The organism is Burkholderia sp. MSMB1072, assembly GCF_001524725.1.
Lineage (GTDB): Bacteria > Pseudomonadota > Gammaproteobacteria > Burkholderiales > Burkholderiaceae > Burkholderia.
Genome location: NZ_LOYC01000032.1, coordinates 54,682 through 75,624 on the forward strand (window position 1 = coordinate 54,682; position 20,943 = coordinate 75,624).

General features: G+C 63.9%; 16 protein-coding genes and 1 pseudogene. 10 read left to right on the forward strand and 7 right to left on the reverse strand.

Annotation, left to right across the window (positions count from 1 at the left end):
- The first annotated feature begins 3 nt into the window (after positions 1–3).
- Entirely contained in the window at positions 4–723 is a 720-nt protein-coding gene (locus WS89_RS16695) for a helix-turn-helix transcriptional regulator (RefSeq protein WP_059792033.1), read from the forward strand.
- A 334-nt stretch (positions 724–1,057) separates the two neighbouring features.
- Positions 1,058–2,290: a porin gene (locus WS89_RS16700; RefSeq protein ID WP_082741885.1), complete on the forward strand. Its 1,233-nt coding sequence runs from the start codon at positions 1,058–1,060 to the stop codon at positions 2,288–2,290.
- Between the two features lie 69 nt (positions 2,291–2,359).
- On the opposite strand, the gene WS89_RS16705 is transcribed toward WS89_RS16700, so the two are convergent.
- The 3 genes from WS89_RS16705 to WS89_RS16715 are packed head-to-tail and all read right to left on the reverse strand — an operon-like array spanning position 2,360 to position 5,606.
- Positions 2,360–3,847 (reverse strand): aldehyde dehydrogenase family protein, encoded by a 1,488-nt coding sequence (locus tag WS89_RS16705; RefSeq protein WP_059792037.1) that lies wholly within the window; start codon positions 3,845–3,847, stop codon positions 2,360–2,362.
- Between the two features lie 54 nt (positions 3,848–3,901).
- Positions 3,902–4,270, reverse strand: coding sequence for a cupin domain-containing protein (locus WS89_RS16710; RefSeq protein ID WP_059792039.1), 369 nt, complete (start codon positions 4,268–4,270; stop codon positions 3,902–3,904).
- A 34-nt stretch (positions 4,271–4,304) separates the two neighbouring features.
- On the reverse strand, positions 4,305–5,606 hold the full coding sequence (locus tag WS89_RS16715; protein ID WP_059792041.1) for an NAD(P)/FAD-dependent oxidoreductase: 1,302 nt from the start codon (positions 5,604–5,606) through the stop codon (positions 4,305–4,307).
- A 344-nt stretch (positions 5,607–5,950) separates the two neighbouring features.
- On the opposite strand from WS89_RS16715, the pseudogene WS89_RS32565 reads away from it, so the two are divergent.
- The 3 genes and pseudogenes from WS89_RS32565 to WS89_RS32570 all read left to right on the forward strand — a co-directional run bounded on the left by WS89_RS32565 (position 5,951) and on the right by WS89_RS32570 (position 8,497).
- Positions 5,951–6,550: pseudogene (locus WS89_RS32565) on the forward strand (transposase).
- Between the two features lie 127 nt (positions 6,551–6,677).
- The gene (locus WS89_RS16730; RefSeq protein WP_059792045.1) at positions 6,678–7,799 is read left to right on the forward strand and encodes a DUF2827 domain-containing protein; all 1,122 of its coding nucleotides are present in this window, start codon (positions 6,678–6,680) and stop codon (positions 7,797–7,799) included.
- 485 nt (positions 7,800–8,284) lie between these two features.
- Entirely contained in the window at positions 8,285–8,497 is a 213-nt protein-coding gene (locus WS89_RS32570; RefSeq protein ID WP_082741886.1) for a hypothetical protein, read from the forward strand.
- A gap of 59 nt (positions 8,498–8,556) precedes the next feature.
- On the opposite strand, the gene WS89_RS16735 is transcribed toward WS89_RS32570, so the two are convergent.
- The 3 genes from WS89_RS16735 to WS89_RS16745 all read right to left on the reverse strand — a co-directional run bounded on the left by WS89_RS16735 (position 8,557) and on the right by WS89_RS16745 (position 11,825).
- Complete coding sequence (locus tag WS89_RS16735) at positions 8,557–8,982, reverse strand: NUDIX hydrolase (RefSeq protein WP_059792047.1); 426 nt, start codon at positions 8,980–8,982, stop codon at positions 8,557–8,559.
- 243 nt (positions 8,983–9,225) lie between these two features.
- Positions 9,226–10,614 (reverse strand): nucleobase:cation symporter-2 family protein, encoded by a 1,389-nt coding sequence (locus WS89_RS16740; RefSeq protein WP_059500831.1) that lies wholly within the window; start codon positions 10,612–10,614, stop codon positions 9,226–9,228.
- Between the two features lie 233 nt (positions 10,615–10,847).
- On the reverse strand, positions 10,848–11,825 hold the full coding sequence (locus WS89_RS16745) for a LysR family transcriptional regulator (protein ID WP_059792048.1): 978 nt from the start codon (positions 11,823–11,825) through the stop codon (positions 10,848–10,850).
- A gap of 134 nt (positions 11,826–11,959) precedes the next feature.
- On the opposite strand from WS89_RS16745, the gene WS89_RS16750 reads away from it, so the two are divergent.
- From WS89_RS16750 to WS89_RS16760, 3 genes are all read left to right on the forward strand, one after another.
- Positions 11,960–12,679, forward strand: coding sequence for an SDR family oxidoreductase (locus tag WS89_RS16750; protein ID WP_059792051.1), 720 nt, complete (start codon positions 11,960–11,962; stop codon positions 12,677–12,679).
- A 243-nt stretch (positions 12,680–12,922) separates the two neighbouring features.
- On the forward strand, positions 12,923–13,258 hold the full coding sequence (locus WS89_RS16755; protein ID WP_059500888.1) for a putative quinol monooxygenase: 336 nt from the start codon (positions 12,923–12,925) through the stop codon (positions 13,256–13,258).
- Positions 13,255–14,412, forward strand: coding sequence for an iron-containing alcohol dehydrogenase (locus WS89_RS16760; protein ID WP_059792053.1), 1,158 nt, complete (start codon positions 13,255–13,257; stop codon positions 14,410–14,412). The genes WS89_RS16755 and WS89_RS16760 overlap by 4 nt, the downstream gene beginning before the upstream one ends.
- 93 nt (positions 14,413–14,505) lie before the next feature.
- Here WS89_RS16760 and WS89_RS16765 read toward each other — a convergent pair whose 3' ends face one another.
- On the reverse strand, positions 14,506–16,686 hold the full coding sequence (locus WS89_RS16765) for an ornithine decarboxylase (RefSeq protein ID WP_034205131.1): 2,181 nt from the start codon (positions 16,684–16,686) through the stop codon (positions 14,506–14,508).
- Between the two features lie 506 nt (positions 16,687–17,192).
- Here WS89_RS16765 and WS89_RS16770 point away from each other — a divergent pair.
- Positions 17,193–19,493 (forward strand): Orn/Lys/Arg decarboxylase N-terminal domain-containing protein, encoded by a 2,301-nt coding sequence (locus WS89_RS16770; RefSeq protein ID WP_059792055.1) that lies wholly within the window; start codon positions 17,193–17,195, stop codon positions 19,491–19,493.
- A gap of 61 nt (positions 19,494–19,554) precedes the next feature.
- Complete coding sequence (potE, locus tag WS89_RS16775; RefSeq protein ID WP_059500827.1) at positions 19,555–20,940, forward strand: putrescine-ornithine antiporter; 1,386 nt, start codon at positions 19,555–19,557, stop codon at positions 20,938–20,940.
- Positions 20,941–20,943: the final 3 nt, after the last annotated feature.

Sequence of the window (20,943 nt, forward strand, 5' to 3'; positions counted from 1 at the left end):
GAAATGCACGAGTGCGAGTGGACGAATGCGGGACGGCGGAATCAGTTCTCGGCGGATTCGCGCTTTGCGGAAGAGACCCTTCACTTCGTGGCGCGAACGACCGGGGTCAAGACGGTGGCGTTCTATCTCGTCGACGACAACACTGGTTACTGCAATTTCCAGCGCCACGAGGTGCCCGAGACGTTCCATCGCCAATACGAAACCGGCATGTGCAAGTACGACCCCTTCGAGATTCATCGGGTCGCCCTGTCGGATGTGCGCAGTGCGGTGCTGACGCAGCGCGTCGGTCACTGTCCGGAGGATCAGCACTATGTTCGATTCCTTCGCGCGCATGGTTATACGGACATCGTGGAGATGTTGTTTCGGAACGAAGGACGCGTCGTCGGCGGCATGTCGCTGCTGCTTCACGATAGCGATGACGATGCGGCGATCCTGTCAGCAGTCGATGCGATGCAGCCGTACATCGAGTTCAATCTCTGCCGGGCGCGCAATCGCGGTACGCCGACTCTCAAGCGGGAGGCGGCGCAACGCTTCCTGTTGTCGTCGCGTGAAATCGATGTGGTCGATTTGATGATGCGGGGGACTACGAACAACGATATCGCATCGAGCCTCAATATCAGCGTGGCAACAGTCAAGACCCATGTACTGAAGATCTTCCATAAGGTCGGTGTGTCGAATCGCTCGACGCTCGTGTCGAAATTGTCCGAGTACGGTTTTCATTGATCTTCGCTGCCGGGGTCCGTGCGTCTCGGCAGCAATACGCTATTCATCAGTTTCCGCGCTCCGTCATTCCCCTACGTTCGTATCGGCATTCCGCTTCCGCGGCATTGTCCACGTCACTCCCCCTTAAGTGTTTACCCGTCCAGGTCACGAAATCAACCAAACGGTTGATGTCGGCGTAGCGGATCGGTGCAGGACAATCGATTCGGCGGGACGGTTATCCGTTCCGCCGAACCGGCGGCTAGCCGCGAGATAGTGCGGCTAATCGGGAAAGTCAGACAGGCGGGGCCGGCAAGAAGCTGTCGGCATGCGTCCAAAAAACTAAGGATAACTACTGATGAAAGCATGTCTATTCGATCTGGCATGTCGCGGAGGTCAGGGTGGTGCGATCGCGGTGGCAGCAATGCTTGCCTGCGGCAGTTCTCATGCACAAAGCAGCGTCACGCTATACGGTGTGATCGACACCGGCATCACGTACGTCAACAATCAGCAGCAATCGGTGGCGGGCGGTGTCGCCGGAAAGCGTGCGTGGAGCATGACGAGCGGAAACGTCGCGCCGACCACGCTGGGTTTCAAGGGTACCGAGAGCCTCGGTGGCGGATACAGTGCGATCTTCGACCTGAGGAACTATTTCCTCTCGAATAATGGTGCGCTGTTCGAGCAGAATGCCCTGTTCGACGCGACTGCCATCGTCGGAATCCAGTCGGATCGATGGGGTACGCTTACGTTAGGGCGGCAGTTCGATTCGTATACCGATGCGTTGGCGCCGTTTGCGGTCAGCAATACCTGGGCCGGGCCTGCCGGCGCGCATTTCGGCGATATCGACAATCTCAATGCCGCCTTCAATGTCAACAATGCGGTGAAATACCTGAGCCCGAGTTTTTCGGGACTGTCGCTTGGCGGTACATTCAGCTTCGGCAACCAGGCGGGTGCATTTGCGACGAACCGCGCGTGGGCGTTGGCGATCAACTATTCGAACGGTCCGTTCTCGGCCGCGGCCGGCTATCTGTCGATGCGCAATCCGCTGACCGCCGGGCTGCGTGGAGATACGGTGTATATCGGTGAACTCAGTTGCGGACAAAGTCCGTCGAGTTACTGCGGGATGCACGACAGCGACGAACTGCGCACGTTCGGAGCAGGCGCCAGCTATGCATTCGACAAGCTGACCCTGTCGACTGCGGTTACGCAGGCGAAGCTGCTGGGCAGCCGCTACCTGACGGCGATTGCAGGGCCGGTCAGCGATATCCGGTTCGACACGGCCGAGGCCAGCGCGCTCTACAACGTGACGCCGGCGCTGCAGGCAGGCGTCGCGTACAGCTATACGCTCGCGAAGATATCGGCCACCGATTCGCGGACCGATATTCACAAGGTGAGTGTGGGCGGCATCTACAGCCTGTCCAAGCGGACCGCACTGTACGCGACGGTGAACTATGAAAGGATGGCCGGTGACGGTTTGGGTATCGACCCGCTGACCGGCGCGATGCGCAACTACGCACAGTTGGCCTACGTGGGTAGCGCAAATGCGTCGTCGCAAGTGGCCGTATCGGTCGGAATCAAGCACACGTTCTGATCGTGGCACGAATGCAAAGGGCCGGCGTCTCGCAGCGCCGGCCCTTGAGTGCGAGATGTCGGGTGTTCTTCAGTGCCGGATCATGACCGACTTCAGTTCCGTGTAATCGTCGATGAAGGCCGAGCCGAATTCTCGGCCGATGCCCGATGCCTTGACGCCGCCGAAGGGCAGCGCAGGATCGAGGAACGTGTGCATGTTGACCCAAACGGTACCTGCTTCGATTCGGGGAATCAGGTTCATCGCCTTGCCGAGGTCGTTGGTCCACAGGCTTGCCGCCAACCCGTACGGTGTGTCGTTGAACAGGTCCACGAGTTCTGCCTCGTCGTCATAGGCCAGGAACGTCGCGATCGGGCCGAAGGTTTCCTCGCTGAGCATCTTCGCGCGGCGATCGTCGACGAGGACTGCGGTCGGCGTCACGAAGTAGCCGGTGCGGTCGAGCGGTTGGCCGCCGAACGCGATCGTGCCGCCTTCGCTGCGTGCCAGATCGAAGAAGCCGACGATCTTGTCGAAGTGGGCGCGGTTCGAGAGCGGACCGAACTGGGTGTGCTCGTCCATCGGATCGCCGATCTGGAGACCCGCCAGCGCACCCTTGAGTTTTTCGAGCACCTCGCCGAGACGCGAGCGATGCACGAAGAAACGCTCGCCGGCGGCACATACTTGCCCCTGGTGAACGAAGCCCGATTCGAGGATGCCGGACACGGTCTTGTCGGCATCGACGTCCTTCAGAAATCCGACGGCGTTCTTGCCGCCGAGTTCGAGCGTCGCACGCGTGAGCTTGGCGTCCATCGCGCTACGGCCGACGGCAACGCCGGTCGGCACCGAACCGGTAAAGCTGACCTTGGCCGTACCTTCATGATCGACCAGCCAGCGCCCGGGATTGCCGCCGCCGCTCACGACGTTGAACGCGCCGGCCGGTGCGCCGGCTTCGGAAGCCAGTTCGGCGATGCGCAGTAGCGTCAACGGCGTGAACTGGCTCGGCTTGATGATCACGGTGCAACCGGTCGCCAGCGCGGACGCGAATTTCCAGACTGCGATCAGGATCGAGAAATTCCACGGCACGATGCCGACCACTACACCCACCGGCTCGCGGCGAGTGAATGCGCTGTATCGCTCGCCGTTGAACGACGGCAGCGACGGCGTGATGGTTTCGCCGTGGATGCGCGTGGCGGCGCCGGCGTAGTGCTTGAGAAAGCCGATGGCTTGGTCGACTTCGAATGCGCGCGAAATCTGGATGATCTTCCCCGACTGCAGCGTTTCGATTTGCGCGAGCTCCTCGCGATGCTTCTCGAACAGGTCGGCCAGCCGAAGCAGGACATTCGCCCGCTCGGCCGGGGTAGTCCGTCCCCATGCGCCTTCAAACGCGGCGCGGCTTGATGCCACCGCTGCATCGACGTCGTCGCGTGTCGCGTCGGCGACTTCGGCGATTACCTGTTCGTTCGACGGGTTCACGACCGCGATGCGGTCACCTCGACCTTCGACGGCCCGACCGTGGATGTAGTGCCCGTGAGGGCGGGAAAGAAAGGCCGTGACTTCCGGCAGGATTGAAATCGCTGTCATGGGGAATCCATCGAAAAAAATGGACGTTGAAGGATGCGAAGAACCGGCGTGTCGTCAGGCAAACAGCAGGAAATGCTTCGTGTAGCCGTCAGTCAGGACTTCCCAGATAGTCGATGTGCCCTTCGTAACGAACCAGGAGTCGCCGGCCTTGAAGTGCCGAGTCTCGCCCGTCGATTCATCGGTGATACGCACCTCGCCATGCATGATCGTCGCCTGCTCCGAGAACGGGTAGACGAGGCGGTATTTGCCCTTGCTGGTGCCGAAATAGCCTGCATTTACCGGGTCCGTGAAGGTACCGTAGGTACTGTGTGCGTACGCTTGTACGTCGCCTCCTTCGAGAATCTCGCCTCCGAGGGCCGTCAGGCTGCCGATCGAAGCGAGTTCGGCGATGGTTTTGCCTTGCTGGAGAGAAATCATGGACATGGTGTGCTCCTGAACGGGAAGTTTCGAGTGGCGCTCAACGGCGCCCGTGGAAATAGCCGGACGTCTGATGGGCGAGCTTGCCGAGACTGACCAGCAGTGCGCGGAAATGATCCTTGCCGGGGATCGAGGCATGGCTGATCGAGCTCAGCAGGCGGTAGCGCTCGGAGCCGCCCATGATCCCTTCCGCCAGGATCTTGCAGAGCAGTTGGCTGGGCGTGACGCCGAAACCGGAGTAGCCCTGTACGTAGAAGACATTCGGGCGGTCGACGAGTGTGCCGAGTTGCGGAAAGAGTTTCAGGCTGCAGGGCAGCGGGCCGCCCCACGCCATGTCGATCCTGACGTCGTTCAGGTACGGGAAGATCTGCAGCATGCGAGCCCGGCAGAACGCATACAGGTCGCTGGGCATGTATTCGAGCAACTGGTGCGCGGTGCCGAACATCAGCCGGTTGTCGGTAGTGACACGGAAATAGTCGATGACCGGCCGAATATCGCTGTACGCACCACGGATCGGGCTGATTTGCTCGATCAGCGCGGCCGGCAGCGGTTCGGTAACCGAATTGAACGCCCAGACGTCGAGTGTCTTTCGATGCAGTTCGGGCTCGATGCGATTGTTGAAGCCATCCACTGCCCATACCAGTTGCTTAGCCCGAATGTTGCCCTTCGCCGTGCGGACATGGACGCGATCGCCATAGGTGACTTGCAGAGCGGGGCTGTGTTCGAAAATGCGCACACCGTAGCGCTCCGATACGACCTGTGCTTCACCCAGCAGCAGGTTCAGCGAATGAACGTGACCGCAACCATTATGAAGGAGTGCTGCATGATAGACGTCCGAGCCGATGATTTGCTTCACTTCGCTGCCTTCGAGGTAGCGGATTTCGTGCGGTGATCCCAATGACGAAAATTCGGCTTGCCATTGCTGGAGGGTGCGGGCCTGACGCGCATTGAAGGCAAGATAACCATAGCCGCTGCATATGTCCGCCTGGATGTCGTACCTGGCGATACGCTCGCGCATGATCTGCGGCCCCAGTTCATTGAGCGCGAAGATCGCCTTCAGGCCGTCTTCGCCTACGTCGCGCCGGATACCGTCGAGGTCGTGTCCGACGCCGACCATGACATGGCCGCCGTTGCGGCCGGAGCCGCCATATCCGAGATAGCGGGCTTCCAGCACGACCGTATTCGTGAGCCCGTGCTCGGCAAGTTCGAGCGCGGTATGGATACCCGAAAATCCGCCGCCGATGATGACCACGTCGGTTTCCAGATCGGCTTCCAGCGACGGGAAGCTCAAGTCGTACTTGGCGGTTGCCGTGTAGTAGGTCGCGGTTTCGTCTACATGCATGATATGGATGTTTGTTTTACGTGAGCCGGCAGGTAGAGGTTCACTGATTCGCGAGGGTCTCCTTGAAGCAGGAATCGCTGCATCTGCCGGTTCGATTGCACGATCGATCCCGCTACGGGAAACGGATATTGGGCGACGCGCGACTCACGGACGAGCGACGGGTGCTTCGATCATGTTGTCGAACAGGATCGAGCCGATTCTAGGTAGCCGCGGCAATGGATTGAATCAACCAAAAGGATGATTTTTCGACGAGAAGGGGGAGAAGGGTTCCGGCAGATTACTGGACCGGCCAGCTTTTCGTAGACATCTTCGAACCATAATTTATGGCAACCGAGGAGGTCAGCATGAGCGGCAAGCGGTACACGGATGAGTTCAAGATCGAGGCAGTCAAACAGGTAACCGAACGGGGTCATTCGGTGGCAGAGGTGGCCCAGCGTTTGAGCATCACGACCCACAGCCTTTACGCATGGAAACTGAAGTTCGGCAGGCCCGACGTCGTGCGGCAGGCGGAGCTGGATCAGAGCGCCGAGGTTCGGCGACTGAAGACCGCGCTCAAGCGCATGACCGAGGAACGCGACATTCAAAAAAAGCCGCCGCGTACTTTGCAAAGGGATAACGGCAAGGTACGCGTTCATGCGATCCCATCTCGGCGAGTTCCACCTGCACTCGATGTGCCGAGTCCTTGGCGTGCATCGCAGCGGCTATTACGTCTGGCAGCGGCGGCTGTGATGGATCTGTACTCGCACAATGCTGTGGCTGAGAGCTTCTTCAGCGCCCTAAAAAAGGGGCGAATCAAGCGGCGCATCTATCCGAGTCGGGCGACCGCGACCTCGGACCTGTTCGATTACATTGAAATGTTTTATAACCCGGTTCGTCGGCATGGTTCCGCCGGCGGTCTTTCACCGATTGAGTTTGAGCGGCGCCACGCGCTAAACGGCTCGTGAGTGTCTATGAAACTCTGGCCGGTCCAGTCCGGCGGGAAAACGTTCCAGGTTTTGACAGTTTTTAACCGCTCTGAAAATGCGGGGGCGCTATGATTTGCACCTATTTGACGAGCACACCGGATACCCAATGAGTTCCGCACGATCGCTTAGCATCGGCATCACAATCGGCCTTCATCACGCGACCGAGAGTCTTTGGGTCAACGGCATCAAGCAGAACGCCTTGTATCTGATGAAGCTCTTTCAATACTCGCCGCTCGGTCATCAAGTCAAGCTCGTCAACACAACGAGCGTCGAGATCACGTCCGCTCTTCCCTGGGATATCAAGCAGTTTCCGGTGTGTTCCTTCGACGACGCGAAAGATTCGCTGGATGTCCTGATCGAGCTCGGGGGGCAAATCGATCAACAGCAAACCTCGTATCTGCAGGCACGTGGAGCAAAAGTCGTAAGCTATTGTTGTGGTCCGGAATACGTGCACATGATGCAGGCGATGATTTTTGGCAGACGGCATGCCGAAACGGTATTCATCAACCAGCGTTACGACCAAGTGTGGATCATCCCGCAAGTCGTCGATACCAGCGCCGGCTTCTTCAGCGTTTTGCGACGCCAGCCTGTTCGCGAGGTGCCGTTTGTCTGGGACCCCATCTGCGTGGAAGAGCGATCGGCCGCACTCCCGCATCGCGGGGAATATCGCCCGACCGGACAACCGAAGCGGTTGTCCGTGATGGAGCCGAACATCGACGTCACCAAGTTCTGCCTCTACCCGATCTTGATTGCGGAATTGGGTTATCGGAGGCTAGGCGAGAAAATATCGTATGTGCACGCGACGAACACGGAGCATCTCGCGAAAGGCAGCCCCGAATTCATCGGCATCGCAACTCATCTGGATCTTGTGCGGGATTCGAAAATAAGCTTTGTCGGTTATTACAACACGCCCCAATTTCTTTCGGAATACACCGACATCGTCATTTCTCATCAATCCGGTCTTGCATTGAATTATTTCTATTTCGATGTTTGCTGGAACGGTTACGCGATGGTTCACAACGCCGACCTATGCCGAGAACTGGGCTACTTCTACAATAAAAATGACGTGGATGAAGGGTGCCGTCAGCTGGAGCGAGCCGTCGAATTTCACGATGAGGATTGGCAAGGTTATCGAATTCAGCAACGAGAGCGGATCGGGCGATTTTTGTCCACCAATCCGAAGCAGATCGAAGCGTATGACAGGTTGCTTGTCGGGCTTTTCGAGTGAAATCGATCGCCCCGCTTCAGGAAGCGCGTGGCCACGATGTATAGCTGGTCGGCAGGGCGTGCTTGAGCGACCTGGATCCCGCGGCGTACCTTGGCTACGTGCCTGACCGCATGCCGATCGTGAGTGAGCCGCATAGGCCAGATGCTACCTTGGCACTTGGCGCCATTGCTGCTCTCTACTGCTTCGCGTCGAGCCAATCGATAGCGTCGCGGACTCCGCAGTCGGCAACCCGCCGGTTTCCGCTGGCGAATCTGCTCCCGTTGATGGGCGACACGCAAGCTGCGCGACGGGCCGGGAAATGAGCCGGGGCTCGATACCGCGCACCGGGCACGACGCCGCGCAACGGTCGCGACCGCGCAAACTTGATGGGGAAAAGCACTAGAAGTATGAGAATTATTTCCCGGCTATAGTGGAATGACTGAAGGTAGACGCGACGCTTTCTTGCCGATACCGATCAGGCCATGACTGTATAGACGGGTTGCCGTATGAAAAATAAAATCGACAAGACCGCCGGACCGATCTGGGGCGTGGCAGCAGGATTGCTTCTTGCTGGCACGGGATTGAGTCTCGGTATTTTCCCGGCGGCGCTGCACGGTGCGGGAAGCGCAAACGACTTTCTGGCGTCCGGCGTCACGATGCTGGGTATCTTCCTCGTCGTCTATTCCACGCACGAACTGCGAAGAAAGCGCTCGTACTGAACCTTCGCTCATCCCCGATCACGACAATCGACTCGAGCCGGCCGACTGCTCGGGATGCGTTACGTCTTGCGGATTTCGTGGTTGTAGACGAGTTCGACGATTCGCTTCGTCGGAATACTCGCGCGCAGACGGTCGACACCGTCGATCGGAAACCACTTGCATTTCTCGATCTCGTTGTTCGCTTGCGGCGTCTGGTCCGGCGCGACTTCCGCGAAGAACACGTGATGGATCTTCGCGAGCCCGGTGAACTGCATCGAGTACGTCAGATCCTGTCCGGTCATGCCCGTTTCTTCGCATAACTCACGATGCGCGGCTTCGAGCGGCGTCTCCCCGTGCTTGATCGTGCCGCCCGGAAGCGCCCAGCGCGATGCCGCGCGCGTGACGAGCAACACGCGCTCGTCGCGATAGCAGACGACGGTCGCGCGTTCCTTGATCGGGGCGGCAGTCGTTTCGGGGGCGTTGTCGGGCGCGAGGATCTGGGGCATGTCGTGATTCTAACCAGCGCGACTCGATCGGCCAAGGCAGCCTGACCGGGTTTGACGATTGACGGTCGCCAATGCGTGGCCGGCCGTCGCGTGACACGCCGAAAGCGCAAGGCCGGCGGCAGGGCCGTGCGCCGGCCCCCTGATGCCGTTCGGCCTTGGCACGACGACCGGCGCGCCCCATCACGCCCCATCGCGCCCCATCGCGTCCGGCACGTCGTCATGCGGTTCGCGCCGCGATTGCCTTTACTTCTTTGCCGGCAGGAACCAGTTCATCACGAGCGCGCAGATGCCGCCCGTCGCGACGCCCGATTCCAGCACGTTCTTCAGTGCATGCGGCAGGCTGTTCAGGATGTCCGGCACCTGCGACACGCCGAGGCCGAGCGCGAGCGACACCGCGATGATCAGCAGCGCGCGGCGATCGAGGTGGACGCCCGCGAGGATGTTGATGCCGGACGCGGCCACCGCACCGAACATCACCATCGCCGCACCGCCGAGCACGGGCTCGGGCACGGCCTGCAGCACGCCGGCGACGACCGGGAACAGGCCGAGCACCACCAGCATGCCTGCGATCCAGATACCGACGTGACGGCTCGCGACGCCGGTGATCTGGATCACGCCGTTGTTCTGCGCGAATACCGAGCTCGGGAACGTATTGAACACGCCGGCCAGCAGCGAGTTCGCACCGTTGACGAGCACGCCGCCCTTGATGCGCTGCATCCACACCGGCCCTTCGACCGGCTCGTTCGAGATCTTGCTGGTGGCCGTCACGTCGCCGATCGCTTCGAGCGACGTGACGAGGTAGATGATCAGCATCGGTACGAACAGCGCCCACGAGAAGCCGATGCCGAAGTGCAGCGGCGTCGGCACCTGGAACAGCGCGGCCTGGTGCATGCCGGTGAAGTCGAGGCGGCCGAGGAACGCAGCCGCGAAATAGCCGATCGCGAGCGCGATGACGAGCGCGGTGCTGCGCACCCAGACGATCGGCACGCGGTTCAGCAGGATGATCGTGCCGAGCACGAGGCCCGACAGCGTGAGGTTCTCCGCGCTCGCGAACGTGCCCTTGGCCATCGCGCCGTAGCCGCCGCCCATGCTGATGAGGCCGACCTTGATCAGCGTGAGGCCGATCAGCAGCACAACGATGCCGGTGACGAGCGGGGTGATCAGGCGCTTCACGAACGGCAGGATGCGCGACACGCCCATCTCGACGAACGACCCGGCGATCACGACGCCGAAGATCGCGGCCATCACGGTCTCGACCGGCGTGCCCTGCTTGACCATCAGGCTGCCGCCGGCGATCAGCGGGCCGACGAAGTTGAAGCTGGTGCCCTGGACGATCAGCAGGCCGGCGCCGAGCGGGCCGAAGCGCTTGCACTGGACGAAGGTGGCAATGCCGGAAATCACCAGCGACATCGACACGATCAGGGTCGTATCGCGGCTGGACACGCCGAGCGCCTGGCAGATCAGCAGGCCCGGCGTGACGATCGGCACGATGATCGCCAGCAGGTGCTGCAGCGCGGCAACGAAGGCGACCATCGGCGCCGGCCGGTCGTTCGGGCCGTAGACGAGGTCGCGGGCCGCTTCTGCGGCGTCGGCGCCATGGGAGGCGGATTGGGCGGAGGAGGCGGGTTGCATGGCGAGCGGGCCGGACAAGGTGGAAAGTGCGGCATTTTAGCCGAAGGGCCCGCCGGCGCCGCCCGGCCGTGCCGCAATAGTGGGGATTCGGCGGAACGTGGAAAAGGGCCGGTTCGGCACCCGGCGATCGGCGCATCGCTGCCAGGCGATCGCGGTCCTGTCGAGCAACCGCTTCGCGAATGGCGCAATCCTGCACCTCGGCGGCGGCGGCGGCCGGCTCGGGCCGCGGAACGTCAGTCAGCGGCGTGTGCTTCGTTGCCGCGCGCCGCCGTGCGTGGCGGGCGGGAATTGGGATACGCGCGCTGGCAGACGGCGATGACCGTGTCGCGCAGGCGGCGATGTACGGGGTCGCCGTGCATGCGCGGATGCCACAGCGCGGACACGAGAATCGCCGGTAGCCGGACCGGGATCTCGAAACTGCGCAGCCCGAGGGCTTCGATGAGTCCCGGCGAGCACGCGTTGCCGAGGCTCGAGTGCGGCACCAGCGCGATCAGGTCGGTGCCGGCTGCGACACGCATCGCGTCCGGATAACTCGGCACGACGACGTGCACGGCGGGGCCAGGGGCGATCGCGCCGGTCGAGTCGTCGGTCGGTCCGCCGAAATCGCCGAACTGGGCCGAAACGACGTGACGGCAGGCTGCATAGCGCGCGGGCGTGATCCGGGCCGACGCGAACAGTGGATGGCCGGCGCGCGCCACCGCGACGTGCCAGTCGTGAAAGAGCATGCGCGTGTGCAGTTCGGGTGCGTCGTCGCCGCGCTTGCCGATTTCGAGGTCGACGGTGCCGTCGCGCAACGCTTGCGGATCGCGGTCGAGTTTCGGGACGAAGCGAATACGCACGCGCGGCGCGACGTCGGCCAGGGCGGCGACGACCGGGCCGGCCAGCATTTCCATGAACGATGCGGCTGCCCGGATGGTGAAGGTGGCCGTGAGCGTGGCGAAGTCGACGTCGGCGGTCGCCGGACGCAGCACCGCGCGCGCGTCGCTCGCGACGGCATGCACGCGGTCGCGCAACGCGGCGGCGTGCGGCGTCGGCACGAGCTTGCGCCCCGCGCGCACGAGCAGTTGGTCGCCGGTCGCGATGCGCAGCCGCGTGAGCGTGCGGCTCATCGCCGACGTGCTCAGGCCCAGCCGGCGCGCGGCGCCGGTCACGCTGCTCTCCGACAGCAGCGCGTCGAGTGCGGTGACGAGGTTCAGGTCGATGTCTTCCATGCGAACAGGATACGCCACTGCGGGGTTTGGCATGGCGTTCGATGCAACGATGGATTGCATTCGATGCGTCTGGCGCCTGTCGCAGTGTGCGCCTATAGTGGGTGCGTCACGAAACAGGGCAAAGGCGAAACACCATGCAATCGACCGAATCGAATCGACGAAACGCTCCCGCGATCCTGCTCGTTGCAGCGTCGCGCGGCCTCGGGCTGGCGATGGCGGAGGCATTCCTGAACAAGGGCTGGCACGTGACGGGCACCGTGCGCGAAGGATCGGGGCGCACGAAGCTGCACGACCTGGCCGACCGGTTCGACGGCTGGGTCGAGATCGGCACGCTCGACATCTGCGAGCCCGCGCAATTGGCCGCACTGCGCGAGCGCCTGTCGGGCCGGCGCTTCGACATGCTGTTCGTGAATGCCGGCACGACCAACGATCCGAATGAAACGATCGGCGAAGTGACGACCGACGAATTCGTGCGCGTGATGATCACGAATGCGCTGGCGCCGATGCGGGTGATCGAGACGCTGCAGGATCTCGTGACCGACGACGGGCTGATCGGCGCAATGTCGTCGGGACAGGGCAGCGTCGCGAACAACGTTACCGGCATGCGCGAGGTGTACCGCGGCAGCAAGGCCGCGCTGAACCAGTTCATGCGCAGCTTCGCGGTGCGTCAGGCCGATACGCGCCGCGCGCTGGCGCTGATGGCGCCCGGCTGGGTCCGCACCGAACTCGGCGGGCCCGATGCGCGCCTGACCATCGACGAGAGCGTGCCGAGCCTCGTCGACGTGCTGCTGGCGAAGCGGGCGCGGCCCGGGCTTGAGTACCTCGACTATCTGGGGCGGACGGTGCCGTGGTGAGCAGGATGCTGGCCCAAAGCTCGCGGCGGCCGGCCGGGCTCCGGCTTGCCGTGAGCGTGCCGTGCGGGATCGGGCCCGATGTTCGCGGCCCGGCCGCGGCGCTGCGAAGGCCGTGCCGATTCAATACAATGCGACGACGCGTCAGCGATACGGTGCCGCCTCATCGCGTTTGAATCCGTCCGGTTCATGGCGGATGGTGTGCGCTCCCGTCGTGACGGCCTTGTGTCGAACCTGGAGCGCAGCATGAACGAACCCTATCTGCAGGTGATCGCGCATTACTTCGCGAAGCCCGGCAACGGCGACCGCGTGGTCGAACTGCTCGCGGAGCTCGCGCCGGCCACGCGGGCCGAGCCGAAGAATCTCGACTACGCGTACTTCCGGTCGCCGGAGAACCCCGACCACATCGTGATCCTCGAGCGCTACCGCGATGCGGACGGCCTCGATGCGCATCGGGAAACGCCGCATTTCCAGCGGATCGGCGTCGGCGCGATCATTCCGTTGCTCGATCGTCGCGACGTGATCCGCTACATGGTGCAGCCGGACACCGGCACGGCGACGCCACCGGGAGGCACCCGATGAACCCGTTTCAATTCCGTACCGTTCCGACGCAGATCGTCGAATTCGGCGCCGCGCGCCGGCTCGGCGCGCTGTTGCGCGAACGCTTTCCGGCGCTCGCGCGGTTGTGCGTGGTCACCGACGCGTTCCTGCATCGCAGCGGCGTGCTCGCGCCCGCGCTGGAGAGCCTCGCCGCGCACGGCTGGCAGGTCACCGTGATCGACGACGTGATCGCCGATCCGCCCGAGCACGTGGTGCTCGAAGCGACCGAGCGGGCCGTCGCGGCCGATGCCGAGATCGTGCTCGGCCTGGGCGGCGGCTCGTCGATGGACGTCGCGAAGCTGATCGCGGTGCTCGCGCCGGGGCAGCAGGCGCTGGCCGACATGTACGGCGTCGACAAGGTCGCCGGCGCGCGGCTGCCGCTCGTGCAGATGCCGACCACGGCCGGCACAGGCTCCGAGGTCACGGCCGTGTCGATCGTCACGGTCGGCGAGGCGCGCAAGATGGGCGTCGTATCGCCGCATCTGTTCGCGGACGTCGCGATCCTCGACGCGGAACTCACGCTCGGCCTGCCGCGTGCGGCGACGGCCGCCACCGGCATCGACGCGATGGTGCATGCGATCGAGGCGTACACGTCCGCGCGGCTGAAGAATCCGGTATCCGACATGCTGGCCACGCACGCGCTGACGCTGCTGTCGCGCAACCTGCTTGCCGCATGCGACGACGGGCAGAACCGGCACGCGCGCGAAGCGATGCTGGTCGGCGCGATGTTCGCGGGGCAGGCGTTCGCGAATGCGCCGGTCGCGGCCGTGCATGCGCTGGCCTATCCGGTCGGCGGCATCTTTCATGTGCCGCACGGGCTGTCGAATGCGCTCGTGCTGCCGCACGTGCTGCGCTTCAATGCGCCGGCCGCCGCGCCGCTGTATGCGGAACTGGCGGCCATCGTCGCGCCGTCGGCCACGGGCAGCGACGAAGCGAAAACGCATGCGCTGATCGCCGAGATCGACCGGCTGATCGTCGCGACGGGCATTCCGCGCACGCTGCGCGAGGTCGGCATCGGCGAGGCCGATCTGCCGAGGATGGCGTCGGACGCGATGCTGCAGACGCGCCTGCTCGTGAACAATCCGCGCGAGGTGACCGAGGCCGACGCGCTGCAGATTTACCGGCAGGCGTGGTGAGGGGCGGTGCGCGCACGGCGTTGGCCGTCGCGGGGCGCGATGCGCACGCGCATGCCGGCACGCCGGCCGCGAGTCCGCAGCCGCCCACCGTCCTTACAGGCGCGACGCGTCCGCGCCGGCCGCGACCACGTACGCCGAGGCTTGCCGGGTGCCGTCCGGCTTCGTCTGCAGGTACACGCCCTGGATTTCCGGCTCGAAGCCCGGCAGCGCGTTGATCCCGGCTTCGAGCGCGCGGAAGTAGTCGAGCGCCGGGCCGCCCCACACTTCACCCGGCACCACGCAGAAGATACCGGGCGGATACGGCAGCGCGCCTTCGGTCGCGATCCGGCCCGCGATGCGGTCGAGCGTGACGAGTTCGACGTTGTTGCGGATCAACTCGGCATTCGCGGCCTGCGGCAGCATCGCCTGCTTCGGGAACTGCGCGCGCCGGAACATCTGCTTCTGCAGATGCTTCATGTCGTGGCTGCGGTAGAAATCGTGCATGCGCTGGCACAGCTGCCGCAGGCGCATGGTGCCGTACAGCTCCGGATATGCTTCGCACAGCGATGGAATCGCTTCGCGCAGCGGCGTGTCCTGGTCGAGATGGCGCTCGAACTGCGCGAGGTGCGCGACCAGATGCTGCAGCTTGCCGAAACTCTCCGACGGCGTGAGCAGGAACAGGATCGTGTACAGGTCGGCTTTCTCGGGCACGACGCCGTGCTCGCGCAGATAGCGCGCGAGAATCGGCGCCGGTGCGCCGAACGGCGCGTATTCGTGGGTATCGCGATCGATGCCGGGCGTGGTCAGCAGCAGCTTGCACGGATCGACGAAATACTGGTCGTCCGCATAGCCTTCGAAGCCGTGCCACGTGTCGGCCGGATGGAAGCGGAAGAAGCGCAGGTCGTCGACGATCTGCTCGGTCGGGTAATCGGCCCACGGGCGGCCGTCGATCTGCTGCGGGACGAACGGGCGGATCTGGCGGCAGGTTTTCAGCAGCAGCTTGCGCGCATCGACGCCATGTGCGACGCAGTCGCGCCACAGGCGCTTGCCGGCCGGGCCCGCGTGCATCTGCGCGTTGACGTCGAGCGCCGCGAACATCGGGTAGAACGGGCTCGTCGACGCGTGGATCATGTACGCGTTGTTGAAGCGCCGATGATCGCAGAAGCGCTTCTGGCCTTCGATGTGGCTGTCCTTCTTGTGGATCTGCGACGTCTGCGAGAAGCCGGCCTGCTGCTTGTGCACCGACTGCGTGACGAAGATGCCGGGATCGTCGGGGCCGAGCGTCAGCATCAGCGGCGAGCAATCCTGCATCATCGGGATGAACTGCTCGTAGCCGACCCACGCCGAATCGAACAGGATGTAGTCGCACAGATGGCCGATCCGGTCGACGATTTCGCGTGCGTTGTAGATCGTGCCGTCGTAGGTGCCGAGCTGGATCACCGCGAGCCGGAACGGGCGCGGCAGGTCGGCGCGCTCGGGCGCGACGTCGCGGATCGCGTCGCGAATGCGCGCCTCGCCGAGCGCCGCGCTGTCGACGCCGCCGATGAGGCCCCACGCGTTGCGCGCGGTCTCCAGATAGACCGGCCGCGCGCCGGACAGCACGAGCGCGCCGAGGTGCACCGACTTGTGGTTGTTGCGGTCGAACAGCACGAGATCGTCGGGCGCGAGCAGCGCGCTCGTGACGACCTTGTTCGACGTCGACGTGCCGTTCAGCACGAAGTAGGTCTTGTCCGCGTTGTAGATGCGTGCGGCGTTGCGCTGCGCTTCCAGCGCGGGCCCTTCGTGGATCAACAGGTCGCCGAGCCGGACGTCCGCGTTGCAGAGGTCCGCGCGAAACAGCGTTTCGCCGAAGAAATCGAAGAACATCCGGCCGAGCGGATGATTCGAAAAGAACTGGCCGCCCTGGTGGCCCGGGCAGTCGAATTCGACGTAGCCGCGCTGCACGTATTCGCGCATGACCTTGAAGAACGGGGGCAGCAGGTTCTCGCTGTAGATGTCGGCGGCGGCGGAAATCTGCCGGCCGTAGTAATGGCGGCCGCCGTGCCGAAGCTGGATCACGCCGCTCGCGCGCGGCAGGACCGACGGCGGCACTTCCTGGTCGGGCTCGACCGCGACGAAGAACGGAATCGCGAAACCGGTTCTTTCGACGGTTTTCAGCACCTTTTCCGCGGAATCGATTCCAACGACGATTGCCGCGATATTCGTGAAATCGGTCTGAAATACGTCGACCTGTTCGTGCGTGGTGAGGAAGGCGCCGATCAGCGCCGGCTCGACTGCGATTTTCAACAGGCTCACGCGAACTCTCCGGTAAATGACCTGAAAACGGGAGCCGCATTCACGTCGGCGCGCAATCCGGGCCCGACACGCGCTGCAGCCGATCGAAACGGTCCCGCGAATGCTGAATGCCGAATGCGCACTGCACCAGAAGCCCTGCGCGGCGCGGCACCGCCGCGATCGGGCCATGCCCGGCGCAGCCGATCGTAGCAACAAAATCCCGCGAATTCAATCGAACCGAATCGGCAATGTCATTGCAGCATGAGCATGATCAAACAATCCGGAATTGGCATGCTGCGGCGCACATAAAAATGATCCAATGATGAAATCCGATTTGAAAGGCGCCGATGGTTTTACCGAATCGTCAGCTTTTCAGAGAAAAGCATCTATGGCATAGTCGGCTCCGAATTGGATGGCGAATCAAGCCGGAATTGCGAGCGTCTCATGCCGCTGCCCGTGGCCTGCTGTCCGCGTGCTCGTGAGACGAACGATACCAATCGAAGCAACGCAACAGCGAGGGCAATACCATGAATACATCCGTCGGCGGCATTCGTCGTCTCGGCATGCGTGCGCTACTGGTCGACGACGAAATCGCGCAGGAAACCGCAACCGGGCGCGCAGTCCGCACGCTGAGCGCGGAGCTCGTGCAACGCGGTATCGACGTGTTGACGGCCACGTCCGCCGACGACGCCATCGTGCTGATACGCTCCGATCCGTCGATCCAGTGCGTGCTGCTCGACTGGGATCTCGGCGTGGACGGCCACGGGCCGTCCGAGGCCGTGGTCGACGCGATCCGGCATCGCAACGGCAGCGTGCCGATCTTCCTGCTGGCCGACCGCAGCGTCGCGTCGTCGGTACCGGCCGCGGTGATGGGCAAGGTCGACGATTTCGTGTGGCTGCTCGAGGATACGGCCGACTTCATCGGCGGGCGCATTCACGCGTCGATCGAACGCTATCGCTCGACCGTCCTGCCGCCGATGTTCGGCGCGCTCGCGAAGTTCTCGCGCGTCTACGAATACTCTTGGCATACGCCTGGCCACACCGGCGGCACCGGCTTCCTGAAATCGCCGGTCGGCCGCGCGTTCTTCGAATACTTCGGCGAATCGCTGTTCCGCTCGGACCTGTCGATCTCGGTGGGCGAACTCGGCTCGCTGCTCGACCACTCGGGCCCGATCGGCGAAAGCGAGCGCTACGCGGCACGCGTGTTCGGCGCGCATCGCACGTATCACGTGACGAACGGCTCGTCGACGTCGAACCGCATCATCCTGATGGCGAGCGTGAGCCGCGACCAGATCGCGCTGTGCGATCGCAACTGCCACAAGTCTGCCGAGCACGCGATGACGATGTCGGGTGCGATCCCGACGTACCTCGTGCCGACGCGTAACCGCTACGGGATCATCGGGCCGATCGCCGCGGAGCGCCTCACGCAGGCGGCCATCCGCGAGGCGATCGCATCGAACCCGCTCGCAGCGGGGCTGGCGGATCGCCAGCCGAAGCACGCGATCGTCACGAACTCGACGTACGACGGCCTCTGCTACAACGTGACGCGTGTCGAGGAACTGCTGGGCGCGAGCGTCGACCGGCTGCACTTCGACGAGGCGTGGTACGGCTACGCGCGGTTCAATCCGATCTACCGCGACCGCCATGCGATGCACGGCGACCCGCGCGACCATCATGCGGACCGGCCCACGGTGTTCGCGACGCAGTCGACGCACAAGCTGCTGACCGCGCTGTCGCAGGCGTCGTACATCCACGTGCGCGACGGCCGCAGCCCGATCCCGCATGGCCAGTTCAACGAAACGTTCATGATGCACGCGTCGACGTCGCCGAACTACGCGATCATCGCGTCGAACGACGTCGCGGCCGCGATGATGGACGGCCCCGGCGGCGCCGCGCTGACGCGCGAGTCGATCGAGGAGGCCGTCGCGTTCCGGCAGATGATCGCGCGAATGAACGGCGAATTCGGCGCGAAGGGCGACTGGTTCTTCGAATGCTGGCAGCCCGACACCGTGCTGGAGGCGCGCACGGGCCGCACACTGCCGTTCCACGATGCGCCGCCCGAACTGCTCGCGAGCGACCCGGCGTGCTGGGTGCTGCGCCCCGGTGCGCAATGGCACGGCTTCGGCAACATCGAGGACGGCTACTGCATGCTCGATCCGATCAAGGTGTCGATCGTCACGCCGGGCGTCGCGCCGGCCGGCGGCCTGATGCCGGTCGGCATTCCGGCGAGCGTCGTCACCGCGTATCTCGATGCGCGCGGCATCGTCGTCGAGAAGACGACCGATTTCACGATCCTGTTCCTGTTCTCGATCGGCATCACGAAGGGCAAGTGGGGTTCGCTCGTCAGCGCGCTGTGCGATTTCAAGCGCGACTACGACGCGAACCTGCCGCTCGACATGGCGATTCCGTCGCTCGCGAAGGCGCATGGATCGCGCTATGCGGGCATGGGGTTGAAGGATCTGGCCGACACGATGTTCGCGGCGATGGAACAGCTCGGCACGACGCGCCTGATGTCGGAGGCGTTCTCGATCCTGCCGAAGCCGGAGATGAGCCCGGTGCGCGCGTACGAGCATCTCGTGCAGGGCCGCATCGAGCAGGTGACGCTCGACGAGCTGGCCGGGCGCACGGTGGCCACCGGCGTCGTGCCGTATCCGCCGGGTATCCCGCTCCTGATGCCGGGCGAGAACGCGGGGCCGGCCGGCGGCCCGGTACTCGGCTACCTGAAGGCGCTCGAAGCGTACGACCGGCGGTTCCCGGGGTTCGCGCACGACACGCACGGCGTGGAGGTCGAGGACGGCACGTACCGCGTGTATTGCCTGACGGCCTGAAGCCCGACCGGGCGTACGAGCGACCGGCCGCGCGGCGGCCTCACATCGAAGGATCGACATCATGGAAAACGCAGCGCGCATGTCCGACGCGGCACCGGCGGCCGCGCCGAAGAGCCGGATGAACGTCTGGCAGCTCACCATCCTCACGGCGGTCAACATGATGGGCTCCGGCATCATCCTGCTGCCGTCGAAGCTCGCGCAGGTCGGCACGATCTCGCTGCTGTCGTGGATCGTCACGGCCGGCGGCTCGCTCGCGCTGGCCTATGCGTTCGCGCGCTGCGGGATGCTGAGCCGCAAGCCGGGCGGGATGGGCGGCTACGCGGAGTACGCGTTCGGCAAGGCCGGCAACTACATGGCGAACTACACGTACGGGCTGTCGCTCGTGATCGCCAACGTCGCGATCGGCGTCACGGCGGTCGGCTACGGCACCGTGCTGTTCGACGCGACGTTGTCGCCGCTGCAGACCGGCCTGTGGACGATCTTCCTGCTCGTGCTGACGACGGTCGCGAACTTCGGCGGCTCGCGCATCACCGGCCGGATCGGCGCGGTGACGGTGTGGGGCGTGATCATTCCGGTCGTCGTCGTGTCGCTGATCGGCTGGTTCTGGTTCAGCGGCGCGACCTGGGGCGCGGCGTGGAATCCGCACGGCATGCCGTTCGGGCCGGCGGTCGGCAGCTCGATCGCGGTGACGCTGTGGGCGTTCCTCGGGCTCGAATCGGCGTGCGCGAACTCGGACGCCGTGGAGAATCCGGAGCGCAACGTGCCGATCGCCGTGCTCGGCGGCACGATCGCGTCGGCGATCTTCTACATCGTGTCGACCAACGTGATCGCGGGCATCGTGCCCAACGCGATCCTCGCGAAGTCGAATGCGCCGTTCGGCATCGCGTTCGCGACGATGTTCACGCCGACCGTCGGCACGATCGTCACCGCGCTGATGGTGATCGCGTGCATCGGCTCGCTGCTCGGCTGGCAGTTCACGGTGGCGCAGGTGTTCAAGAGCTCGGCGGACGTCGGCTATTTCCTCCCGGTGTTCGCACGCGCGACGCGCACCGGCACGCCGATCGTCGGCATGGTGATCCTGCTGGTCGCGCAGGTCGCGCTGGCGCTGATGACGATCAGCCCGGAGCTGAGCAGCCAGTTCCAGAAGATCGTCGATCTCGCGGTCGTCACGAACCTCGTGCCTTACGTGATGTCGATGGCCGCGCTGATCACGATCCAGAAGGTCGCGAAGGTGCCGCCGGGCAAGGCGCTGGTGACGAACGTGATCGCGATGGTCGCGACCGCGTACAGTTTCTATGCGCTGTTCAGTTCGGGCGAGCAGGCGCTGATGCTCGGCGGCCTGTGCGTGTTCCTCGGCTGGACGCTGTTCGGCTTCGTCAGCGCGCGCTTCTATCAGATGGAAGTCGATGCGCACGTGAAGGAGCCGGGGAAATCGCTGCAGGCGTGATGG